This is a genomic window from Pseudomonas sp. FG1 (assembly GCF_034313875.1).
GTDB classification, from domain to species: Bacteria; Pseudomonadota; Gammaproteobacteria; order Pseudomonadales; family Pseudomonadaceae; genus Aquipseudomonas; species Aquipseudomonas veronii.
Map to the genome: position 1 here is coordinate 3,385,745 of NZ_JAVIWP010000001.1, position 17,912 is coordinate 3,403,656.

19 protein-coding genes and 2 pseudogenes are annotated in these 17,912 nt (G+C 56.1%); 2 read left to right on the top strand and 19 right to left on the bottom strand.

Going from position 1 to position 17,912, the window contains the following annotated elements; genetic code table 11:
• Positions 1-4 precede the first annotated feature (4 nt).
• The 7 genes and pseudogenes from RGV59_RS15775 to RGV59_RS15805 all read right to left on the bottom strand — a co-directional run bounded on the left by RGV59_RS15775 (position 5) and on the right by RGV59_RS15805 (position 7,893).
• The gene (locus tag RGV59_RS15775) at positions 5-766 is read right to left on the bottom strand and encodes an ABC transporter permease (RefSeq protein ID WP_126587034.1); all 762 of its coding nucleotides are present in this window, start codon (positions 764-766) and stop codon (positions 5-7) included.
• Positions 767-968: 202 nt separating this feature from the next.
• Positions 969-3,434 (bottom strand): TonB-dependent receptor plug domain-containing protein, encoded by a 2,466-nt coding sequence (locus RGV59_RS15780; RefSeq protein WP_126587036.1) that lies wholly within the window; start codon positions 3,432-3,434, stop codon positions 969-971.
• A 139-nt stretch (positions 3,435-3,573) separates the two neighbouring features.
• Positions 3,574-4,374: pseudogene (locus RGV59_RS15785) on the bottom strand (TonB-dependent receptor); the annotation flags it as partial.
• Positions 4,375-4,547: 173 nt separating this feature from the next.
• On the bottom strand, positions 4,548-5,021 hold the full coding sequence (locus tag RGV59_RS15790) for a thiol-disulfide oxidoreductase DCC family protein (protein ID WP_185833608.1): 474 nt from the start codon (positions 5,019-5,021) through the stop codon (positions 4,548-4,550).
• An 82-nt stretch (positions 5,022-5,103) separates the two neighbouring features.
• Positions 5,104-5,520 carry an ester cyclase gene (locus tag RGV59_RS15795; protein WP_126587038.1) on the bottom strand — a complete coding sequence of 139 codons (417 nt, stop codon included), beginning with the start codon at positions 5,518-5,520 and terminating at the stop codon, positions 5,104-5,106.
• A 25-nt stretch (positions 5,521-5,545) separates the two neighbouring features.
• Positions 5,546-6,427: a phytanoyl-CoA dioxygenase family protein gene (locus tag RGV59_RS15800; RefSeq protein WP_126587040.1), complete on the bottom strand. Its 882-nt coding sequence runs from the start codon at positions 6,425-6,427 to the stop codon at positions 5,546-5,548.
• 38 nt (positions 6,428-6,465) lie between these two features.
• Positions 6,466-7,893, bottom strand: a complete 1,428-nt coding sequence (locus RGV59_RS15805) for an APC family permease (protein ID WP_126587042.1) — start codon at positions 7,891-7,893, stop codon at positions 6,466-6,468.
• A 292-nt stretch (positions 7,894-8,185) separates the two neighbouring features.
• Here RGV59_RS15805 and RGV59_RS15810 point away from each other — a divergent pair, with 292 nt between their 5' ends.
• The gene (locus RGV59_RS15810) at positions 8,186-9,247 is read left to right on the top strand and encodes an AraC family transcriptional regulator (protein WP_126587044.1); all 1,062 of its coding nucleotides are present in this window, start codon (positions 8,186-8,188) and stop codon (positions 9,245-9,247) included.
• A gap of 147 nt (positions 9,248-9,394) precedes the next feature.
• Complete coding sequence (locus RGV59_RS15815; RefSeq protein WP_126587046.1) at positions 9,395-9,763, top strand: hypothetical protein; 369 nt, start codon at positions 9,395-9,397, stop codon at positions 9,761-9,763.
• Positions 9,764-9,912: 149 nt separating this feature from the next.
• Here the strand turns inward: RGV59_RS15815 and RGV59_RS15820 are convergent.
• The 12 genes and pseudogenes from RGV59_RS15820 to istB (RGV59_RS15875) all read right to left on the bottom strand — a co-directional run.
• A pseudogene (locus tag RGV59_RS15820) lies at positions 9,913-10,015 on the bottom strand (methyl-accepting chemotaxis protein); the annotation flags it as partial.
• On the bottom strand, positions 10,009-10,155 hold the full coding sequence (locus RGV59_RS15825) for a hypothetical protein (protein ID WP_185833609.1): 147 nt from the start codon (positions 10,153-10,155) through the stop codon (positions 10,009-10,011). The pseudogene RGV59_RS15820 and the gene RGV59_RS15825, both read right to left, overlap by 7 nt.
• Before the next feature lie 22 nt (positions 10,156-10,177).
• Positions 10,178-10,792 carry a class I SAM-dependent methyltransferase gene (locus RGV59_RS15830; protein ID WP_126587050.1) on the bottom strand — a complete coding sequence of 205 codons (615 nt, stop codon included), beginning with the start codon at positions 10,790-10,792 and terminating at the stop codon, positions 10,178-10,180.
• 128 nt (positions 10,793-10,920) lie between these two features.
• Complete coding sequence (locus RGV59_RS15835) at positions 10,921-11,340, bottom strand: DUF302 domain-containing protein (protein WP_126587053.1); 420 nt, start codon at positions 11,338-11,340, stop codon at positions 10,921-10,923.
• A gap of 31 nt (positions 11,341-11,371) precedes the next feature.
• Positions 11,372-11,821, bottom strand: a complete 450-nt coding sequence (cynS, locus tag RGV59_RS15840; protein ID WP_126587056.1) for a cyanase — start codon at positions 11,819-11,821, stop codon at positions 11,372-11,374.
• Between the two features lie 26 nt (positions 11,822-11,847).
• Positions 11,848-12,390, bottom strand: coding sequence for an OsmC family protein (locus tag RGV59_RS15845; RefSeq protein ID WP_126587058.1), 543 nt, complete (start codon positions 12,388-12,390; stop codon positions 11,848-11,850).
• Positions 12,391-12,842: 452 nt separating this feature from the next.
• Entirely contained in the window at positions 12,843-13,706 is an 864-nt protein-coding gene (locus RGV59_RS15850; protein ID WP_126587060.1) for an MBL fold metallo-hydrolase, read from the bottom strand.
• A gap of 11 nt (positions 13,707-13,717) precedes the next feature.
• Entirely contained in the window at positions 13,718-14,155 is a 438-nt protein-coding gene (locus RGV59_RS15855) for a sulfite exporter TauE/SafE family protein (RefSeq protein WP_322247145.1), read from the bottom strand.
• A 141-nt stretch (positions 14,156-14,296) separates the two neighbouring features.
• Complete coding sequence (gene istB / locus RGV59_RS15860; protein WP_029241171.1) at positions 14,297-15,100, bottom strand: IS21-like element ISPsy20 family helper ATPase IstB; 804 nt, start codon at positions 15,098-15,100, stop codon at positions 14,297-14,299.
• Complete coding sequence (gene istA / locus RGV59_RS15865; protein ID WP_102619021.1) at positions 15,093-16,592, bottom strand: IS21 family transposase; 1,500 nt, start codon at positions 16,590-16,592, stop codon at positions 15,093-15,095. Before istA ends, istB (RGV59_RS15860) begins: the two co-directional genes overlap by 8 nt.
• 277 nt (positions 16,593-16,869) lie before the next feature.
• Positions 16,870-17,091, bottom strand: coding sequence for a CGNR zinc finger domain-containing protein (locus tag RGV59_RS15870; protein WP_322247009.1), 222 nt, complete (start codon positions 17,089-17,091; stop codon positions 16,870-16,872).
• Between the two features lie 64 nt (positions 17,092-17,155).
• Positions 17,156-17,911 (bottom strand): IS21-like element ISPsy14 family helper ATPase IstB, encoded by a 756-nt coding sequence (gene istB, locus RGV59_RS15875; RefSeq protein ID WP_057711072.1) that lies wholly within the window; start codon positions 17,909-17,911, stop codon positions 17,156-17,158.
• Position 17,912: the final 1 nt, after the last annotated feature.

Genomic DNA, 17,912 nt, shown 5'->3' on the forward strand with positions numbered 1-17,912 from the left:
GCTCCTAGTGGGTCTGCCAGCGAAACAGGCGCTGTTCGATACGGCGAAAGGCATAGTCGAGGGCAAAGCCAATCACCCCGATGACCACTACACCGACCATCACCACATCGATGCGCAGCATCTGCCGGGCCATCTCGATCATCTGCCCCAGCCCACTGTCGGCCGCCAGCAACTCAGTGGCCACCAGGACAACCCAGGCACGGGTCAAGCTGATGCGAAAGCCGGTGATGATCGGCGGTGCGGCGGCGGGCAGGGCCACCAGGTGCACAAAGGTCGGCCAGCGCAAGCGGTACACGTCGGCCACTTCGAAGTAACTGCGCGGAATGCCGCGTACTCCTTCACCTGCCGCGAGTGCCACCGGGAAGAACGCGGTTTTGGCGACGATAATGATCTTGAATGTTTCATCAATGCCGAACAGCAGCACGAACATCGGGATCAAGGCGATGCTGGGGATCTGGCGCAGGGTGTGGAACAGCGGCCCGCAGTACACCTCTACGTTCTTGGACATGGCCATCAGCACGCCAAACGCCAGGCCACACAGTGAGCCGATGCCAAAGCCCAGGCCGAGCCGCGATAAGCTATTACACAGGTGTTTGAGCAATTCGCCGCTGGTCAGCAGCTCTTCGAAGGTGTGCAGCACTTGGGCCGGTGGTACCAGCAAGTTGCGCGGAAAAATCCCGAGGTGTGCTACCAGCGTCCAGAGGGCGAGCAGGGAGATGGGCGTGATAAGCCAAGTGAGGGAGACAAGTAACCGATGGTTGCGCATGGCAAGTCTTATTCAGCGAAGTACCAGGTTACTATCGCAAGACATGTGCCAGATCAAGCTAACCCTTGTAGGCGCACGGCTTGCCGGCGATAGCGCCCGTGAGACCAGCACATGGCCAAAAGGCGCCATCGCCGGCAAACCGGCTCCTACAGAGATTTTGGTTATACGGTGCTGCTGGAGCAGCACCCATTCAGCAGCCGCCTCAGAAGTCGTAGCTGACACTGGTGTAGTAGAACGCCCCCTGTGCGCCTTCCGGGCTGGTGATCGAATACTTCGGCACGCCATACAACTGCGCGCCATCGGCCTTGTCCGGGTGGGTGTCGAACAGGTTGATCGCGCCCACCGAGACCTTCACCCCCTTTTGGAAGGTGTAGGACAGGTCCAGGTCCGTCACCCATTGCGGGCTGTATGTTTGGTCGAGGTTGGGGTTGGTGGCGTTAAGGCTTTTCCATTCGCCGTAGCGACGTTGGGCGACCGTCAGCCCCCAGTTTTCATACAGCCAATTAGCGCTCAGGGTCAGCTTGGTTTGCGGCGTGCCGTCTTCGATCAGGCCTTGGGTCGCACGCCCGACAATCTGCGAGCCCTTGATATTGCCCACGTCGTGCAAGCCGGTGATGGTGGTGTTGTTCTGCGCAAAACCACTGCTCAGGTTCAAGCGACCCCATTGCTGCAAGTCCCACTGGTAATTGCCGGTCAACTCGACGCCGTCGGTGCGGGTGTCTGCAACGTTGGTGTAGAACGCAGCGCTCTGGATATTGGCGTAGGGCGTGCCGGCAAAGATCGGTGAGACCACGCTGGCGGGCAGTTGATCGGAGAGGGTGATGCGGTTATTGATGTTGATGCGGTAGGCATCCACGGTGACTGAGGCGTTTTCCAGCGGGCGCCAGACCAGGCCCAGGGAGTAGTTGGTCGACTCCTCAGGCTTGAGCGCTTTGCCGCCGAGCGCCTGGGCTTCCGGGCTGTTGGCGCGCAAGGTGCGTTGCTGCACCTCGACGTAGTTACCGCTGCCCGGCGGCTGTTCCACCACCTGCACACTGAAGGAGGACATGCCGCTCTGCACCAGCGACGGCGCGCGATAGCCAGTGCTGGCCGTGGCCCGTGCAGCGATCTGCGGGGTGAAGTCATAGCGCAGCGACAGCTTGCCGTTGGTGGTGTCGCCAAAGTCCGAATAGTGCTCGGTACGCACCGCCACGCCGGCCTGGAATTTCTCGGTGATTTGGCCTTCGACGTCGATATAGGCGCCCAGCACCTTGCGTTCCAGCGACGCCGCGTCCACCTGGGTGATGCCCGAGTAATAGCCGGGAATGCGTCGTCCGGTGATCGGGTCGACGGTATTGAACAGCGGGCCGTTCTGCCAGCCGGCAGCTTCGCCCGCGCTCAGTTGGTAGTTCTCCTTGCGCCAGGCCAGGCCTGCCGACAGGGTCAACGGCTTGAACAGCAGGGCGGTGGGGAAGTCGCGCACCCAATCCAGGGTCAGGTTCGTCTGGTCGTTTTCGCGCTTGCCAGTATAGATCGTCGACGGGCTGTCCACGCCGTAGCTGGGGTTGATCGCGTTGCGGTCTGCGGACTCGAGCGTGTTGTTGCCATGGTTCAAGGCCAGGTCGAACTTGCCCAACTGTTCGTTTTCGAAGCGCAGGCCGCCAGTGACCGCATAGTCTTCCAGGCTGTAACGGGTGATCGGCAGACGGCCGTCCGGGTAGCGCTGCAACGCGGTGCTGCCGTAGTTGTTGCGCAGAGTGGTGGGCGGGTCGAAGAAACCTTCGGCGTCGGTGTTCTTGTGCGCGTAGGTGGCAAAGCCATAGGCGGTCAGTCCCTCACCAACCCCGATCTCGCTGTTTGCGATGAAGTTGTACTGGTCCGACACATTGCCCGAGCCCCAGCGCCACGTGCGGTAGCGGTTGTTCTGCTCGCGCGCGGTGTTGACGCTGGTATCGCCGGGATAAAAGATCCGGTTGTCGGGGTTGGTGTCGCTGGCCGGGTCTTGGCTGCCGGCGTCGAAACTCAGGGTGAGGAAGCCATCGTTGGGCAGCGCGAAACCCTTCCAGCCGCTGAGTTTGCGCTGAATGCCGTCGCCTTTGTCATAGCCGCCGAAGCGGTAGCCCAGGTTGCCGCCGTCGTCGTTTTCCTTGAGCACGATATTGATGACTCCGGCGATGGCATCCGATCCGTATTGAGCGGCGGCGCCGTCGCGCAGGATCTCGACGCGCTGGATCGCACTCAACGGGATCAGGCTCAGGTCCACCGCTGCCGCGCCCCGACCATTGACCAGGCTCTGGCGCGTGATGTTGGCGCTGCTGTGACGGCGCTTGCCATTGACCAGCACCAGCACCTGGTCCGAGGCCAGGCCACGCAGCGAGGCACCCTGGGCGATGGAACCGGCGAAGGCGCCTTGCGGCGATTGAGGGAAGTTGAACGACGGCGACAAGGCGGTGAGGGCGCCGGACAGATCGGTGGCGCCGGTCTGCTGCAATTGCTCGCCGGACAGCACGTCCACCGGCGCCGCGCTTTGCAGGGCGGTCAGGTCGCTGCGGCGGGTGCCGAGTACCACGACGGTGTCCAGGTGATCGTTTTTTGCGCTGGGTTGGGTGTCATCTGCCGCCAGGACAGGCATGGCAAGGCTACCCATGACCAGCGCAATCGCGCCGGCCAACGGAGTACGTTGGAACATAGATGCGGTCCTTTCAAAAAACACCCGCTTTGGTAGGAGCCGGCTTGCCGGCGAAGGCAGTGGCACATCCAGCGGGGATGTTGCCTGATACACCGTCATCGCCGGCAAGCCGGCTCCTACAAGGGCGAGTGGTGGGGGGTTAGAAGCGGCTGGTCACGCTCAGGCCGACGGTGCGCGGGTCGCCGTAGGTGATCACGTATTGGCCCGCGCCACCGTTCGGCCGGCCATGTACTTGGTAGCGGCGGTCGGTGAGGTTGTTGACGAAACCGGTAACGCTGAGTTTTTCGTCGGGGCTGTACCAGGTCAGGCGGCTGTTGGCCAGGGTGTAGTGGGGTTGGCTGAGGTCTTTGTCGGCGCTGCTCTGGCGGTCGGCGAGGAAGTACTCCTTGTCGCGGAAGCTCACGTCGGCACCGGCCACCAGCTTGCCGCCGATTTCCAGCGGGATGGTGTAGTCGCCGCCCAGGGACACCACGTTGCGTGGCGAGCGCACGAAGCTGTTGCCGCTGTAGTCGCCGGTGACTGCGCCGGTGGTGGGGTTGGTGTTCTTGAAGTCGGTGTATTCGGTGTCGAGGAAGGACACCGCCGCGCGCAGGTGCAGGTAGTCGGTGGGCTGGCCTTCCAGCTCCAGCTCGGCGCCCTTGACCTTGCCCTTGGCGCCGTTGGTCAGGGCTGTGGTCAGCACACCGTTGTTGACGGTCAGCAGGTTCACCTGAATATCCGAGTAGTCGTAGTAGAAGATGTTCGCGTTGGCCGTGAGGCGATGGTTGAACCACTCGGACTTCACGCCGAACTCATAGGCGTCGAGTTGCTCCGGGTCCACCGTGGTCAACTGCGACAGGCTTGTGGACAGCCCGGTGTTGAAACCGCCGGAACGGAAGCCATGGGCGTAACGGAAGAACACGCGCACGTTGTCGTTGATGCGGTATTCCGGGGTCAGGTCGATTTGGTGTCCACCATCGCCCTAAGCGTTGGGATCAGGAAGGTGTATTGCCCGGACGGTTACGTTAAATCAGAGTTGCTACGCCGATCAACGCCATCGGGGCGAAGCGCCGGAATCTACGTCCTAGCAAGTCACGGCGATGCCCGACCTCGAGGAGTATCCAGAGACCATATTTACAGGTTTTCTTTCAAAAAGCGGCGGTCGTGATCGGCGGTCGGAAGATGGGTGGAGTCATACCTTCCGAAAAGCCGGTAACGATTCAGGGCGATTTTGTTGTACATCCAGTCTCGCATGGTTGCTGGGACAACCCTTGCAACTGTTAGCCAGCGCCACGGGGCGTCCAGGCGACCCAAAATCTCGAACATCGCCTCGGGTCGTATGGCTACCTTGTTGTTCGAGACAAGAACAATGGTATTGAAGTTGTCCTGAGGCAACCCGGCCCACCGCAACAACTCCTGGCCTTCCGGTGACTGTACCGCCGCTAGCTGGATCCTATGAGCATGGTCATATTGGATAATGAACCGTGCCCAGCCGTTACAGACCTTACAGGTGCCGTCGAAGAGCACCGCAGTGTCGCTTGGATTTAGTCGCGGGGCGGGAGATTTGATTTCCAAGGTAATAGAGGCGTAACCGTCCGGCCAAGTCATGTAGTGTAAGTAACATATCGAAATATCACCTGCTTACATTGTTGTCCCCAGAGCACCTAAAGGTGCTCCGAGAGCTTGACTATCAGGCCCAGCCCAACTGATTAGCTGCGTGACTGTCGTTCCAGACTTTGGTGAGTTCCGCGACCTTGCCGTCCTTCATGCGCATGACTAACACATAGTCCGACACCACAGCCCTGCCGGTCGCTGGCACCGGCTCATTGATGCCGGTATGGGTACCGCAGAATCGTGCGAATGCGATGACAGTCTGACGCTTTTCATCGGCAGCTACGCTGACTAGCTCAAAGTGTGCGTCCGGCATAATTTCCAGCAAGTGAGGCATCGAATTGCTATATGCCTCTACTGTTTTCAAGCTTTCCAGGGACTGGGCCTGGACGTTGAACGGAGCATCGTCGTGGCAGTAATAGCGGCATTCCTTCCACCCCTTGCCAGACTCGCAAACTTCGAAAAATGCCATCGCTGTTTCGGAGATAGTGCTCATATGATTGCCTTTACAGTGAATGGGATCAGACCAGCGAGTTCGCGTAGTCAGCCGAATTCTCGTTCGCTGTCGAGCTCAATGCGTTAAAGCCCGAGGAGCGTCGCTCTGTGCTGCCTTTCAGGTAGGCGAGCGGATCTTCGAAGTCGCGAACATAGCCCATAGCGAAGCAGCCACACTGATAGCCCATCAGCTTCAGCAGGTCATCAGGGAGGGTGCGCGCGACCTCTGGTGGGGTAGCCAGGTACTGATTCTCCTCTTGACGTAGCCAACCTACTGCGTAGGTGATATTCAACGCTTGACGAACCTTATCGGTCTTATTCTCACCGGCGCCGTGGTAAATCTTGCCGGTGTAGAGCAGCACTGAACCCTTTTTCATTTCTGCAGGGATACCAGCCTCTGGAGGGAATTTCTGGCCGGTGCCGGCGAACTGGCTATCAGGGACGAGACGAGTGGCACCATTCTCTGCGGTGTAGTCCGTCATGGCCCAAAGGGTGTTGCACTGAACTTCGTAGTCGTTCGGAAACTGGAAGAAGTCCCAGGCCAATTGATCCTGATGCAACACCTGAGCAGGTGAGCCAGGATGAACGGTGATCACTTGAGTGAGGTGCAGTTGAAACGTAGACGCTTTGCTCAGGTGGTTGGCGGCCACTCCTACGACGAGCGGGTTCATGATGAGTTCACGGGACGTTTCGGAACGCAGGATCATCGCGCCAGTACGCTTGGTGGAGAAACCGACGAATTTGTCCTCACCGAATGGAGTGGTCTCGATGTACGGGCCCATTTCAGCTGCGACTTTATCCATTACTTCAGTGCTTACGAGCTCATCGATCACTACGTAGCCATGCTCTTTCAACGAGGCGCTGACTTCTTCGATGGTGGCGGTATTTGAGAGGCGATTGATGATCATTTTAAGTTTCCTTTTTGTGTAGAACAAAGGGGATGCACTTACGCCAATTGGCGCAGAGCCTCGTAACGAATGGGATGACGGGTGCGAAAACGCTCGGCAATCCAGAAACCGAAGGCAAAGGTGGCCAGCAGGAACGAGACGACGAAGATCGAAACTGCCTTAGCGTTCTCACCGCCGATCAGATCTGGCAGGTTTGATACAGCAACCCACAGGCAGCCAAGGATGCCAAATAGACCAGCAGTGGGAGCGACGAAGGTTTGCCACAGTTGGCCAGTCGACTTCTCGCGGCGGAAAAAAACCACTACTGCTGCGCAAGTCAGGGAAAGGATTGCCATGTAGCCCAGCGTCCCGGCCATAGCGCCCCAGGCGTAGATTTGGCTAGCAGGGTCGGCGCCGATGGCGATCAGAAAAGCGAAGGCGATTACGCTGAAGAGCGACAGTACGACCGATGAAAAATGAGGCGAACCGTGTTCTGGATGGACGCTGGAAAAGCGGTCGTTCAAAACACCAAAGCGGCCAAGGGTGTATTTGTAGCGCACCACAATGTTGTGCAAGGACAGAGCACAGGCAAACAAGCTGGTGATCAGCAGCACGTGCATCACGTCCATGAAGATCACGCCGAAGTATTGCTGAGTAACGGCTAGGTACATATCAGCACCATGAGCCTCCGAAAACGCGGCAATGTTGTCCTTACCAATTGAACTGACGGCACACCACATCGAGATGACGTAGAACGCACCTACCAGCAACACCGCTGTGTAGGTCGCACGCGGAATGGTGCGCTCAGGGTCTTTGGCTTCTTCGCGATAGATGACGGTGGATTCGAAGCCGATGAAGCTGAAGATGGCGAAGAGAATTCCGAGGCCGGGGGAGCCGGATACAATATTTTCGAGGTGGAATGATGCACCTTCCAAGCCGTTAGGCCCTTTATCCATGAGCACGGCAATGTCGACCAGGATTACCACTGCTACCTCTAGTACCAAGGCGATGCCTAGAAATTTGGAGCTGAGCTCAATGTCTCGGTAACCCAGATAAGCAATGATCCCTACGGCCAAAAAAGAGTAGACCCACCAAGGCACCGCAAGGCCTAGAAATCCGTTTACCGCAGAGGCAGTCGTGTAGCCGATGTAGCCCTGCAGCGCGACGAGGATTAGAGCGTAGGAGACGACGGCGAGTGTTGCAGATCCGAGACCGATGGAGCGGCCCAGGCCCTTCTGAATGAAGGCGTAGAACGCGCCAGCATTGTTGATGTACTTGGACATCGCTACAAAGCCGACCGTGAAGAGAAACATGATGACGGTTGCGATGAGCGCATCGACTGGAGCGGCAACGCCGTTACCCATCGACACCATCAATGGCGTATTGGCGACCATTACGGTGAGTGGGGCAGCAGTCGCTACCACCATCATTACTATTGAGGTTACGCCAAGCGTCCCCCTCAATTTTGTTTTCTCAACCTCTCCCATGGGAGTCTCCTCAATCAATAGCTATCAGGTCATGAGTACATGGAGAGGCTGAATGCCTGCCACGACGCTGATGCCAGTATCGGGAAACGGGCTGTGACAAAACTTGTTTTGAAATGACAACTTCTTGTCATCAGCCCACATGTAAACGAACCGACTTGGCGCGCTAAGCGCGGAGTTGGTGCGTTTTATCCCGGGGAGGTATGGCGAGACGGCGTAACGACGAGGAAAATAGGGGGAGGTATAGGAGTTGCATGTGCCCAGTTGTCTGACTGTGCAACGATGGAGTTCTGAAATGCATCGATCCCCCCCTACTCAAGCTGCCCCGCAGCCCACGACCGTGATGGGTGCAGTGTTATCCGGGTTCGCCTCTTTCGTGCGCCTGCAGGGTGCAGAGCCTGAAGATATTTTCGAACGCTCGGAGATCAATTCAGATGTACTTGATGACCCAAACCAGCCCATATCGCTACCGGCTTTTTTGAAAGCTGTCGATACGGCAGCGTTGCTAACGAATAGCGATAATTTTGGACTTTGGCTGGGCAACCAGTACCGACCTGAGTGCCTTGGCTTATGGGGTTACATCGGTCTTTCGTCTGCCACTCTCTACGAAGCGCTGCTGAACATGAGCCGTTATTTTCCGGAGTTTCAGAGCCGCAGTTCGCTCAAGCTAAATTATCACCAAGGAAGAGTTCACCTAGAGTATGGGTTGCTTGATGGCAGCATCGTCAGTCGTCGGCATGATGCGGAGATGACTCTGGGTAACGTCTTCAACGTCATGCGTAGAGCGCTGGGGGAACGGTGGGCTCCACTAGAGGTTCACTTCAGTCATGGCCGGCCAGAGTGCTGGCACGACCATCAGAAAGCGTTTGGCACCGATGTTCGATTTGAACAGGGGGCGAATGCGCTGATCCTGAATGCGTCAGATCTTTCACGGCCTATGCCTGGCTTCGATCCTCAATTGCTACTGATCGCCAAGCAAAGCTTCAGCGTATTGCGTCTATCTAACTCGGTTCGTTTCACCTTGGCCGAGCGCGTGCGCTCTGAAATTATCGAGACGATCCACGCAGGTGTACCACGCGTAGACCAAGTCGCCGACCGGTTGAGACTGCCCGTATGGACATTGACGCGTCAACTTAAAGACGAGGGGCATACTTTCTCCAGCCTGTTCGATTCGGTACGCAGGGAGCTTGCGTGCTACTACTTGGAGAACACCCTAATGAGCATCTCCAAACTCGCTGAATTACTCGGCTACACGGAGACTTCAAGCTTTACCCACGCATTTAATCGTTGGTCTGGTGTCTCGCCCAAGCGCTGGAGAGATCGCTCACGCGGCTCGGAAGGATTCGACGAGCAATGACATGCTGGGTAACTTGGCTCACCTGAACCAACTCTCGCTCGACTGCGTATAAACTCGCCAGCCGTGGTGCCAGAAAGCATATGAGCATGCCAGAGTTAGCCGCGCTGAGATATCCACAAATTCGTCGAGCAATGGAGGTGGTGGCTCATGGCTGATGATCTGCTGCTCGTTCTGCGGGGGCGATATCCCGAGATTTTTTCCAGCGAGCATGTGCGTGAAATTGCGTGTTACCCAGGGTGGCTACACCTGCTCGATGAGCTTTGTCGAAGCCTCGCAAACCACCTCGATGAGAACCCCAATGTACCTCCGATACTGGCTCGGCAAGTGAAGGAAAAGTTTGGCGGGTTACGTTTCTACTACCAGGGTGGTGATGACTGGTGCCGCACTACGGTCGACGAAGCCCAGGCGGCATCATTGTCGATTTGCGAAGTCTGTGGGCGTCCAGGGCAATTGGTAGGGAAACGCTGGGTCAGCGTCCGCTGTAACGAGCATATAAAGGGGTGTATAGGTGAGTGATTACGAGACTGGCGCACAGCTTAGTAGGGTTCGATATCTTCAGAAAGACGAGTCGCCTCTGTGGACAGGACGTTGATAGATTGGCTGGCGATATCGGTTTCCTGGTTAATGCTACCTACCAGTTGACTGATTTTCTGGGTGGCACGTATGAGTGCTCTGGGCCAGTGCCCGTACTTCATCGGCCACCACGGCGAATCCACGTCCGGCTTCGCCGGCACGTGCAGCTTCAATCGCTGCGTTGAGAGTCAAGAGAACTTCGAGAGTTTTGCATCGTTGACGATGGGGCAATGCTTTACAAAAGGGCCATCAATATCCTTTTGAAAAACTTCATTAGCAATTTTTACCATCATCGCCTGCGAAATATAGATATGGCTGACCTCGATATCATTCATCCGTCTCACGTAGCGCTGGCTATCAGGAAGCTGTCTTACAATAGCAGTAGACGAAACTCTGCACCGTACCAAGTGGTGTGTGGTGCTCTTCTGTTTCATGGCCCAGCAATTCGAAAGGCGCTCCGAACTCCTCATGAAGCTCGCTTGAACTGTATCGTTTCACTGGTAATCCGCTGCATTGCGTCGGGCCGTCCTCGGCGAATGTTGCCACGATTACGATGCCACCTGGCCTAACCGCTTTTAGGACATTGGACACATAAGCCCTGCGCTCTTTATCTTCTGTAAGGAAGTGGAATACAGCCCTGTCATGCCACACATCGTAGGTATGCTGGGGAAAGGGCGTGGTTAAGATGTCCCCTACGATCCAGTTTATCGAGTCCGCGCGGTCACCTAGTCGACCTTTCGCAGCAGCCAATGCTGCGGCTGATAAATCTAAGACGGTGACATCACGGAATCCGACCAAAATCAAGTCGTCCGCGAGTGTAGACGCACCGCCCCCCACATCGATAATTCGTGAGGATTGAAGTGCGGCACCCTGAATCAAGCGAAGCGATGTGCTGGCATGTTCCTGATACCAGCTGACAGATTCTGTGGGTTTGGTGGAGTACACATTTTCCCAGTAGTCTTTGATTTCCATGAGATACCTTTAGGGCACAGTGACGCCCAATCCAATTGGGCACGGATACATGGCAATAGCTTGGCCCGTGGCGTCGAGCACCTCAGCGAAATAGTTAGGAAATTTCCGCTACAAGAACATCAAAAAAATCACACAGGTGTGACGTTGAGCGCATCATTGATGCCATGCCTTTTCGCAAGGTAGGCGAGTCCTGTCACAGTGACCCAAGTACGGCCTTTGGGGTCTTGCCAAGCAAGCAGCTTAAGCGGCAGATCAATGCCTATGACCGGGTTTTGCAGCATCAGTGGCGTCCCGCCTTTAGGGTGACCAAAGATGAGCAGGGTGCAGGGGGCATGGTCTCTGAGAGCGAATGCGCGCCCTTGGCGTGGTCGATTTTCGCGTAAACGTTTGCGCCACTCTTGAAGATGGCGCCTTCGAGAATAGTTAAGGTCGACTCGAACGAGTATCGACTTAGGTAACTCACCAATCCGTTGTCCTGGCCAATTGTCATAGCCATCTCCCGGTAATGTGCTCGACCGGTTTTCTAGCCAAGAAAAACGCCTTCGCAATTACTTGAGAAGGCGTTTGGCTAGGTAGGAATCAGTAGCTCTTATAGGGCAAGAACTTACCCGACAGGACTACATTCACCCGGTCGCCCTTAGGGTCGTTCTGTCGCTGGATATCCATGCTGAAATCAATGGCGCTCATGATTCCGTCGCCAAATTCCTCATGGATAAGTTCCTTGATTGTGGTGCCGTAGACGTTGACCATTTCGTACCAGCGATAGATCAAAGGATCTGTAGGTACTGCTGTGGGCAGCGACCCTTTGTACGGGGCGATCTGAAGCCAGGCTACAGCTTCATCAGGGAGACCAAAAAATTTGCCGACTGCTTCAGCCTGGGTCTTGTCGAAAGTCATCTGGCCCAGGCAACCTGCCGTAGTCCACTCTTTAGACAGGCCCATAGCTTCAGCAATCTGGCCCCACTTGAGGCCTTTGCTGACTTTGGCAGCAACAATCAGTTTCGTGACTTCTTCGCGAGACGAGATCATCAGGGTTTTCTCTGAAGTGAGTGAGGTTAGTCAGCCAGTGCGATGCTGAATGGAATTGGGTTGCGCATGGTGTTGGCGACTGGGGAGTAGAAGTTCGCATGTTTGACGATCTCGTCCAGCTCTTCGCGAGTGGCATCGCCTTCGATCAGGACTTTGACGCGAATGTCTTGGAACCCCATTTGTTCTGGCTGCATTTGGGCGCCGCCGGCGCCCCAAGCAGCTGGGTTACCAATATCGCCTTCCATGAAGATCTCCAGCTTGGTCAGCTTGATCTGCTTCCAGGTTGCTACAGCGGTGATACCAACAGCCAAGCAGCCGCCGAGGCCCGACAAGGCAATTTCACCTGGCGCTGGAGCAGTGTCTTCGCCAAAGAGGTGCAATGGTTCGTCGACGACAACAGCATCATGCTGGCCAACATAGCTCAGGCTGCGATACATACCTTGCATAACGGTATGGACTTTGTTTGTGCCGCGAGTCGCTGAGTTGTTGCGGCCTTTTTCGGCAAAAACCATGAGACCGTCGCGATCAATTGGGCTGAGGTAGGCTTTGACGGTGGTTGCTTTGGACATTGTTGACTCCTCGATGATAAGCACGCAGTGCGGAGCTGCTCGTTTGGACAGTTGGTCTTTTGCAAACGAGGTGCCAACTGTGGTTATTCATAATTTATTCAATTAAATCAATATGATAGGTTGTATTTGTATTGCAGGTTAAAAATTCAGAAACCTTCCAATTTGTAAACATTGTTAACAAAATGTCTGACTTTAGGGGTTGAGCGAACTTAGGTCAGAGGGCGATTTCTAGTTGATGCCCATTTGTCTGGTGATCCCCCAAGACCTATTTGCTTGATGTGGCAAACGGAGCATCTACGAATGATTGGTGGTGGGGCGTGGGAGGGGAAGGTGAAAACGAAATGAGTTGGTTTGGGCAGAGGTATGGTATGGCATGGCGTGAGTGCGGGAATATCCGCTGGGCCGTGCTTAATAAAGGGGGGCACGGTCTGAGGTGCGGAAGCGATTGGGGACTATTCCTCGTTGAGAGGAATGCGCAGGTAGCGTTTCCCGTTATTGGCTGGCTCGGGAAGCACGCCAGCTCGGATATTAACCTGGAGTGATGGAAGAAGGAGATTGGGCATAGCGAGGGTGGCGTCCCTCGACTCTCGCACTTTCACAAACGTGGCCATATCTACTCCGTGGCGGATGTGAATATTCTTACTGCGCTGGTCTAAGACGCTAACGACGCTCTGGCGCTCTCGGCCCTCAGGAGGATAGTCGTGGCATAGGTAGAGCTGGGTTTCCTCAGGTAGAGCCAAAATGCGCTGAGCCGACGCGTAGAGCTGTTTGGCATCACCACCTGGGAAATCGCACCGAGCGGTTCCCAAATCAGGAGCGAATAGGGTGTCTCCGACAAAGGCGGCTTCATTGTTGACGACATACGCAACATCTGCGGGAGTATGTCCAGGGACATATAGAGCAATCGCTGGCATGCCTGCGATTTCGAATTGCTCATCCTCTCTGAAAAAATAGTCGAACAAACCTTCCGCTTTGTAATACTCAGGCTCGAAGTTATAGATCTTTCCGAATACGGCTTGTACTGATTTTACCTTCTCACTCGCCGCAATTTTCCCACCGACCTTGCTGCGAAGATAGGCCGATGAGGATAAGTGATCTGCGTGCATATGTGTCTCAAGCAGCCATGTGACCTCAAGGCCGTGGCTTATGACGAAAGCCAAAATGTCATCGGCGCCTTTTGTGTCGGTTTTTCCCGATCTGAAGTCGTACCCCAAAACGGGGTCGATTACAGCGCACTCCCTTCGACCTTCGCTATATACGATGTAGCTGAAGGTGCCTGTCAGAGTATCGGTAAACGTTTTGACTAGTATTTTCATCCTGTGACCTCTCACTGAAGAAATGGCATCAACGTCTTTACTAGCAACATCACCGCTGCCACACACACCAGCAAAGAAAATACTATTTGTAGCAGACTGCCCGGAACTTTTGGTGCAAGGGTGCGCCCCACCAGCATCCCGGCCACTGCGGCTCCAATAAAGCGCCATGCGCTTGATTCGATAACGCCACCTGCCAGCAGGAATGCGGTTACCGTACCCACTGAAATGAACGCGATGACCGCCAGGGCTGTGGCAACAGTACCGTGCATGCTGAGGTTACTAAACTGCCGAACTCCTGGCACGATGATGAAGCCGCCACCAAGTCCGAGCATACCGCTGAATAATCCGGAGATACCTCCAATGGTTGACAGGCTTACAAAGCAACGGCTAGTCCACTGAAATCTCCCAGTAGACGGGTTAATGTTGGCGCTGATTGAAAACTGACCCACCCTGCCGATTGAAAATTGACCCAGGACGGATTGCTGATTTCTGTCCCAGCAATTGTGGATAAGCTTAGCAGCAGTGGGCCGATTCAAGACGCATCAACCCCCACCGCATGTAGGCATGCAGCAGGGTATTTATGGTGCGGATCAAAATGGCTCATCGTCCTCGACATCATCTCCGTCCTTGCGCTTTCGTTCCCGTGACTTGATCTTTGTCTGGGCGGCCAAGGTGCTGTGTTGTAGGCGGTAGGACTCGTTGCCCGTTTCGACGATGTGGCAGTGATGTGTCAGCCGATCCAACAACGCGGTGGTCATCTTGGCGTCGCCAAACACACTCGACCATTCCGAGAAGCTGAGGTTGGTGGTGATGACCACGCTGGTGTGTTCGTACAGTTTGGACAGCAGGTGAAATAACAGGGCACCGCCGCTTTGGCTAAAGGGCAAATATCCCAGCTCATCCAGTATCACCAGGTCTGTGCGAAGCAGTCCCTGGGCGATTCGCCCTGCCTTGCCATCGTACTTCTCACGCTCCAGCAGATTCACCAGATCCACCGTGGAAAAGAAGCGCACGCGTTTGTTGTGGGCCGTGATTCCGGATACAGCCAAGGCACTGGCCAGGTGTGTTTTCCCGGTTCCAGGGCCGCCAATGAACACGACATTCTGCGCCGTTTCAGTGAACGCTAAGCTGGATAGATCGCTGACCAGCCGGGCATCAGCGCTGGAAGCGCTGAAGTCAAAGCCAGCTAAGTCACGGTGCATGGGGAGTTTTGCCATGTTCATCTGATGATTCACCGAGCGCACCGCGCGATCCGCATGTTCCTGCTGAAGCAGATGTTCCAGCAGCCATTTCGATGAAGCCGTCGACGCTGTTCCTTGAGAGACCAGTTCTTCCCAAGCACTGGCCATGCCGTGCAGGCGAAGTTCTTTGAGTTCAGTCATTAGGTCACGCATTGCGATTCTCCTCATCGGTCGCACGGAGCCGGTCGTAGCGTGCTGTATTGGCAACAGGCGCGACCTTGAGTTGCAGGCTGGTTTCTACACTGGGAGGTAGTGCGGTGGAGGTCAGGCGGGCAAGGACATTGAGGATGTGATCGGCGCTCAGACTTCCCGATTCAAGTACCAGCTCCACCGCCACCAGCACAGGTTCGAGCCCCGCAATTGGCACAGCAGCCAGTACCTGCATCATGATTCGATCACCGTTGGTGTGACGCCTCAGTCCTCGTTTGAGAAGCCGTAACGGTTTTGGCAGATCAGCAAATGGCGCACCGTTGCGCAATGCACCAGGCTTGCGTTCGATGAGTGGGATGTAGTGCTGCCAGTCAAAACTGACCTGATCTCGATCAAAGAGGCGCTCGTGACTGGCGATCACCGTTTCGTCAGCAATGACCACGATCCGCGAAGGGTACAAACGGCTACTGACCCACTGGCCGACGCGCTCACATGGCACTGAATAGCGATTTCGCGCCACGCTGATCAGGCAGGTGCTGGAGACCCGCACGGTACGCTCGACGTAGCCATCAAATGCCGTCGGCATTGGCATCATTTCGACCTGCTCCAGCTCTAAGACCTCGGCCACCGTCAGCCCGTTGTACTGCGGATGCACCAGTTCGCTCCAGAGCGACCGACAACGTTGGCCGAGCCAGACATTCAGTTCCTCGAAGGTGTGAAACATACAGTTTTGAGCATCGAGCCAGATTCGCCTCCGGCTGTCCTGAACGTTCTTTTCGACGATGCCTTTTTCCCAGCCAGAGGCCACGTTGCAGAAGTCCGGATCGAACAGATAGTGCGCGCACATCACGGAAAACCGGGCGTTGACCGTGCGCCCTTTGCCTTTGTTGACCTTGTCGACAGCCGTTTTCATGTTGTCGTAGATGCCGCGACGCGGCACACCACCCAACGCTCCAAACGAACGGGTGTGGGCATCAAACAGCATCTCGTGGCCTTGGCTGGGGTACGCAACTAACCAGAATGCGCGGCTGGCACACAGCTTCATGTGGGAGACCTGGATACGTCGAAAAAGACCACCGATCAGCAGACCTTCTTCGCTCCAGTCAAATTGAAAGGCCTCACCGAGCGCAAACGTCAGCGGTACAAAAGCGCGTAAAGACTTGCCTTGCTCGCCTCGCCAAGAGCGCACAAACGCCGTGAGCTGGCTGTAACCGCCGTCATAACCCTCGGCTTTGATCTGCTCAAAAAGTGCTTTGGCGCTCCTGCGGTTGTGTTTTGGCCGGAACGAATCGGCCTTGAGCGCCTGCTCCAGGGTCTCGTGAAAAGGGCTGAGCTTATTGAAGGTTGCGCACCGTTGGTACGCTGGCTGAATGGCTTCGGGCGCTCTGACCCATTTTCGGATGGTGTTTCTCGACAGCCCGGTACGCTTGGCTATCTGATGCAGCGAGAGCTTGTCGCGGAAGTACATCCGCCGGATTTTTCCCAACATTTCCATGCTGATCACCCTGTGTTCTCCTGCTCGAAAAGTGAGCAGAAGCAGTTGAACACCTGGGTCAGTTTTCAGTCGGCAGAAGAGCCTCTACTGGGTCAGTTTTCGGTCAGCGGCAACACTTGATGTGCATTTACCGGCATGTTCAATCCTGAGGAAGGGAAGTACGCGAATGGTGTGCTGGTGGAGCTACTTTAGGGTATTGGAAAGCACTGCCCGCATTCGCTTTACAGTCTACTCAGCTGACATCTCCATCTCTGGGCTGAGGGTGCCTATCCTTGGATCACTCGGGTGCTGCCTTCGATTGGTAGTGCCGCTGCGCTTTTGCTCTGTTCCCGCTCGTAGCCATCGCGCACCAACGTCTCCGGTGATTCTTGGACGTATCGATAAACAACCAAGTACACCCCTCACATTGCTTGATTTTTGCAACCAAATCGCTTGCAAGCAGCTCATGCAAGCCCAGTGTGCGCATTCCACGCCATCCGGCCACCCAGCCCACCAACATCCGGCCACCTATTCCACGCTCATCCGGCCGGGCAGTCGGAGCGCAGCGACGCAGGCTTGCATTGTTAGTCTGAAGTCTCTGTCGCCGTCAATTTCGTTGCGCGTCTGCGCATCGATTCGCCCTTCAGTTCGATCCGATAAGCGTTATGTACCAGCCGGTCGAGGATCGCATCGCCCAGGGTCGGATCGCCGATCAGTGCGTGCCATTTGTCCACCGGCATCTGGCTGGTTACCAGCGTCGAGCGGTTGCCGTAGCGGTCGTCCAGCAGTTCAAGCATGTCGCGCCGCTGAGCAGCGGTAAACGGCGCCAAGCCCCAGTCATCCAGGATCAGCAGGTCGGTCTTGGCGTAGCCGGCCATTAGCTTGGCGAAGCGGCCGTCGCCGTGTGCCAGGCCCAGTTCTTCCATCAAGCGCGGCAGGCGCAGATAGCGCACGCTGTAACCGTCGCGGCAAGCTTTATGAGCCAGCGCGCAGGCGAGCCAGGTTTTGCCTACGCCCGTCGGCCCGCCGATGATCAGGTTCAGGCCATCGCGCAGCCACTGGCCGCTACCCAGTTGCAGGATCAGCGCCTTGTCCAGGCCACGAGGGCTGCGGTAATCGATGTCTTCCAGGCAGGCGTTATGGCGCAGTCGTGCGGCTTTGAGGCGAGTCGTCAGGCGGGCGTCTTCGCGCTCGGTCAGCTCGCGGTCGACCATCAGGCCGAGGCGTTCGTCGAAGCTGAGATCGTTGATGTCGGGCGTTGCGTGTTGTTCGCCAAGCGCCTTGATCATGCCGTGCAGGCGTAGGATTTGCAGCTTGTCGAGGGTCGGGTTAGGCAGCATG

Excerpts from the sequence above, each read along its gene's own strand:
- RGV59_RS15815 (WP_126587046.1), top strand. The coding sequence starts at position 9,395 with ATGGCTGATGATCTGCTGCTCGTTCTGCGGGGGCGATATCCCGAGATT.
- RGV59_RS15845 (WP_126587058.1), bottom strand. The coding sequence starts at position 12,390 with ATGTCCAAAGCAACCACCGTCAAAGCCTACCTCAGCCCAATTGATCGC.
- RGV59_RS15810 (WP_126587044.1), top strand. The coding sequence starts at position 8,186 with ATGCATCGATCCCCCCCTACTCAAGCTGCCCCGCAGCCCACGACCGTG.
- istA (WP_102619021.1), bottom strand. The coding sequence starts at position 16,592 with ATGGAAATGTTGGGAAAAATCCGGCGGATGTACTTCCGCGACAAGCTC.
- RGV59_RS15790 (WP_185833608.1), bottom strand. The coding sequence starts at position 5,021 with ATGACTTGGCCGGACGGTTACGCCTCTATTACCTTGGAAATCAAATCT.
- RGV59_RS15775 (WP_126587034.1), bottom strand. The coding sequence starts at position 766 with ATGCGCAACCATCGGTTACTTGTCTCCCTCACTTGGCTTATCACGCCC.
- RGV59_RS15795 (WP_126587038.1), bottom strand. The coding sequence starts at position 5,520 with ATGAGCACTATCTCCGAAACAGCGATGGCATTTTTCGAAGTTTGCGAG.
- RGV59_RS15830 (WP_126587050.1), bottom strand. The coding sequence starts at position 10,792 with ATGGAAATCAAAGACTACTGGGAAAATGTGTACTCCACCAAACCCACA.
- RGV59_RS15805 (WP_126587042.1), bottom strand. The coding sequence starts at position 7,893 with ATGGGAGAGGTTGAGAAAACAAAATTGAGGGGGACGCTTGGCGTAACC.
- RGV59_RS15870 (WP_322247009.1), bottom strand. The coding sequence starts at position 17,091 with ATGTTGGTGGGCTGGGTGGCCGGATGGCGTGGAATGCGCACACTGGGC.
- RGV59_RS15850 (WP_126587060.1), bottom strand. The coding sequence starts at position 13,706 with ATGAAAATACTAGTCAAAACGTTTACCGATACTCTGACAGGCACCTTC.
- RGV59_RS15780 (WP_126587036.1), bottom strand. The coding sequence starts at position 3,434 with ATGTTCCAACGTACTCCGTTGGCCGGCGCGATTGCGCTGGTCATGGGT.
- RGV59_RS15825 (WP_185833609.1), bottom strand. The coding sequence starts at position 10,155 with ATGAATGATATCGAGGTCAGCCATATCTATATTTCGCAGGCGATGATG.
- cynS (WP_126587056.1), bottom strand. The coding sequence starts at position 11,821 with ATGATCTCGTCTCGCGAAGAAGTCACGAAACTGATTGTTGCTGCCAAA.
- istB (WP_057711072.1), bottom strand. The coding sequence starts at position 17,911 with ATGCTGCCTAACCCGACCCTCGACAAGCTGCAAATCCTACGCCTGCAC.
- istB (WP_029241171.1), bottom strand. The coding sequence starts at position 15,100 with ATGCGTGACCTAATGACTGAACTCAAAGAACTTCGCCTGCACGGCATG.
- RGV59_RS15800 (WP_126587040.1), bottom strand. The coding sequence starts at position 6,427 with ATGATCATCAATCGCCTCTCAAATACCGCCACCATCGAAGAAGTCAGC.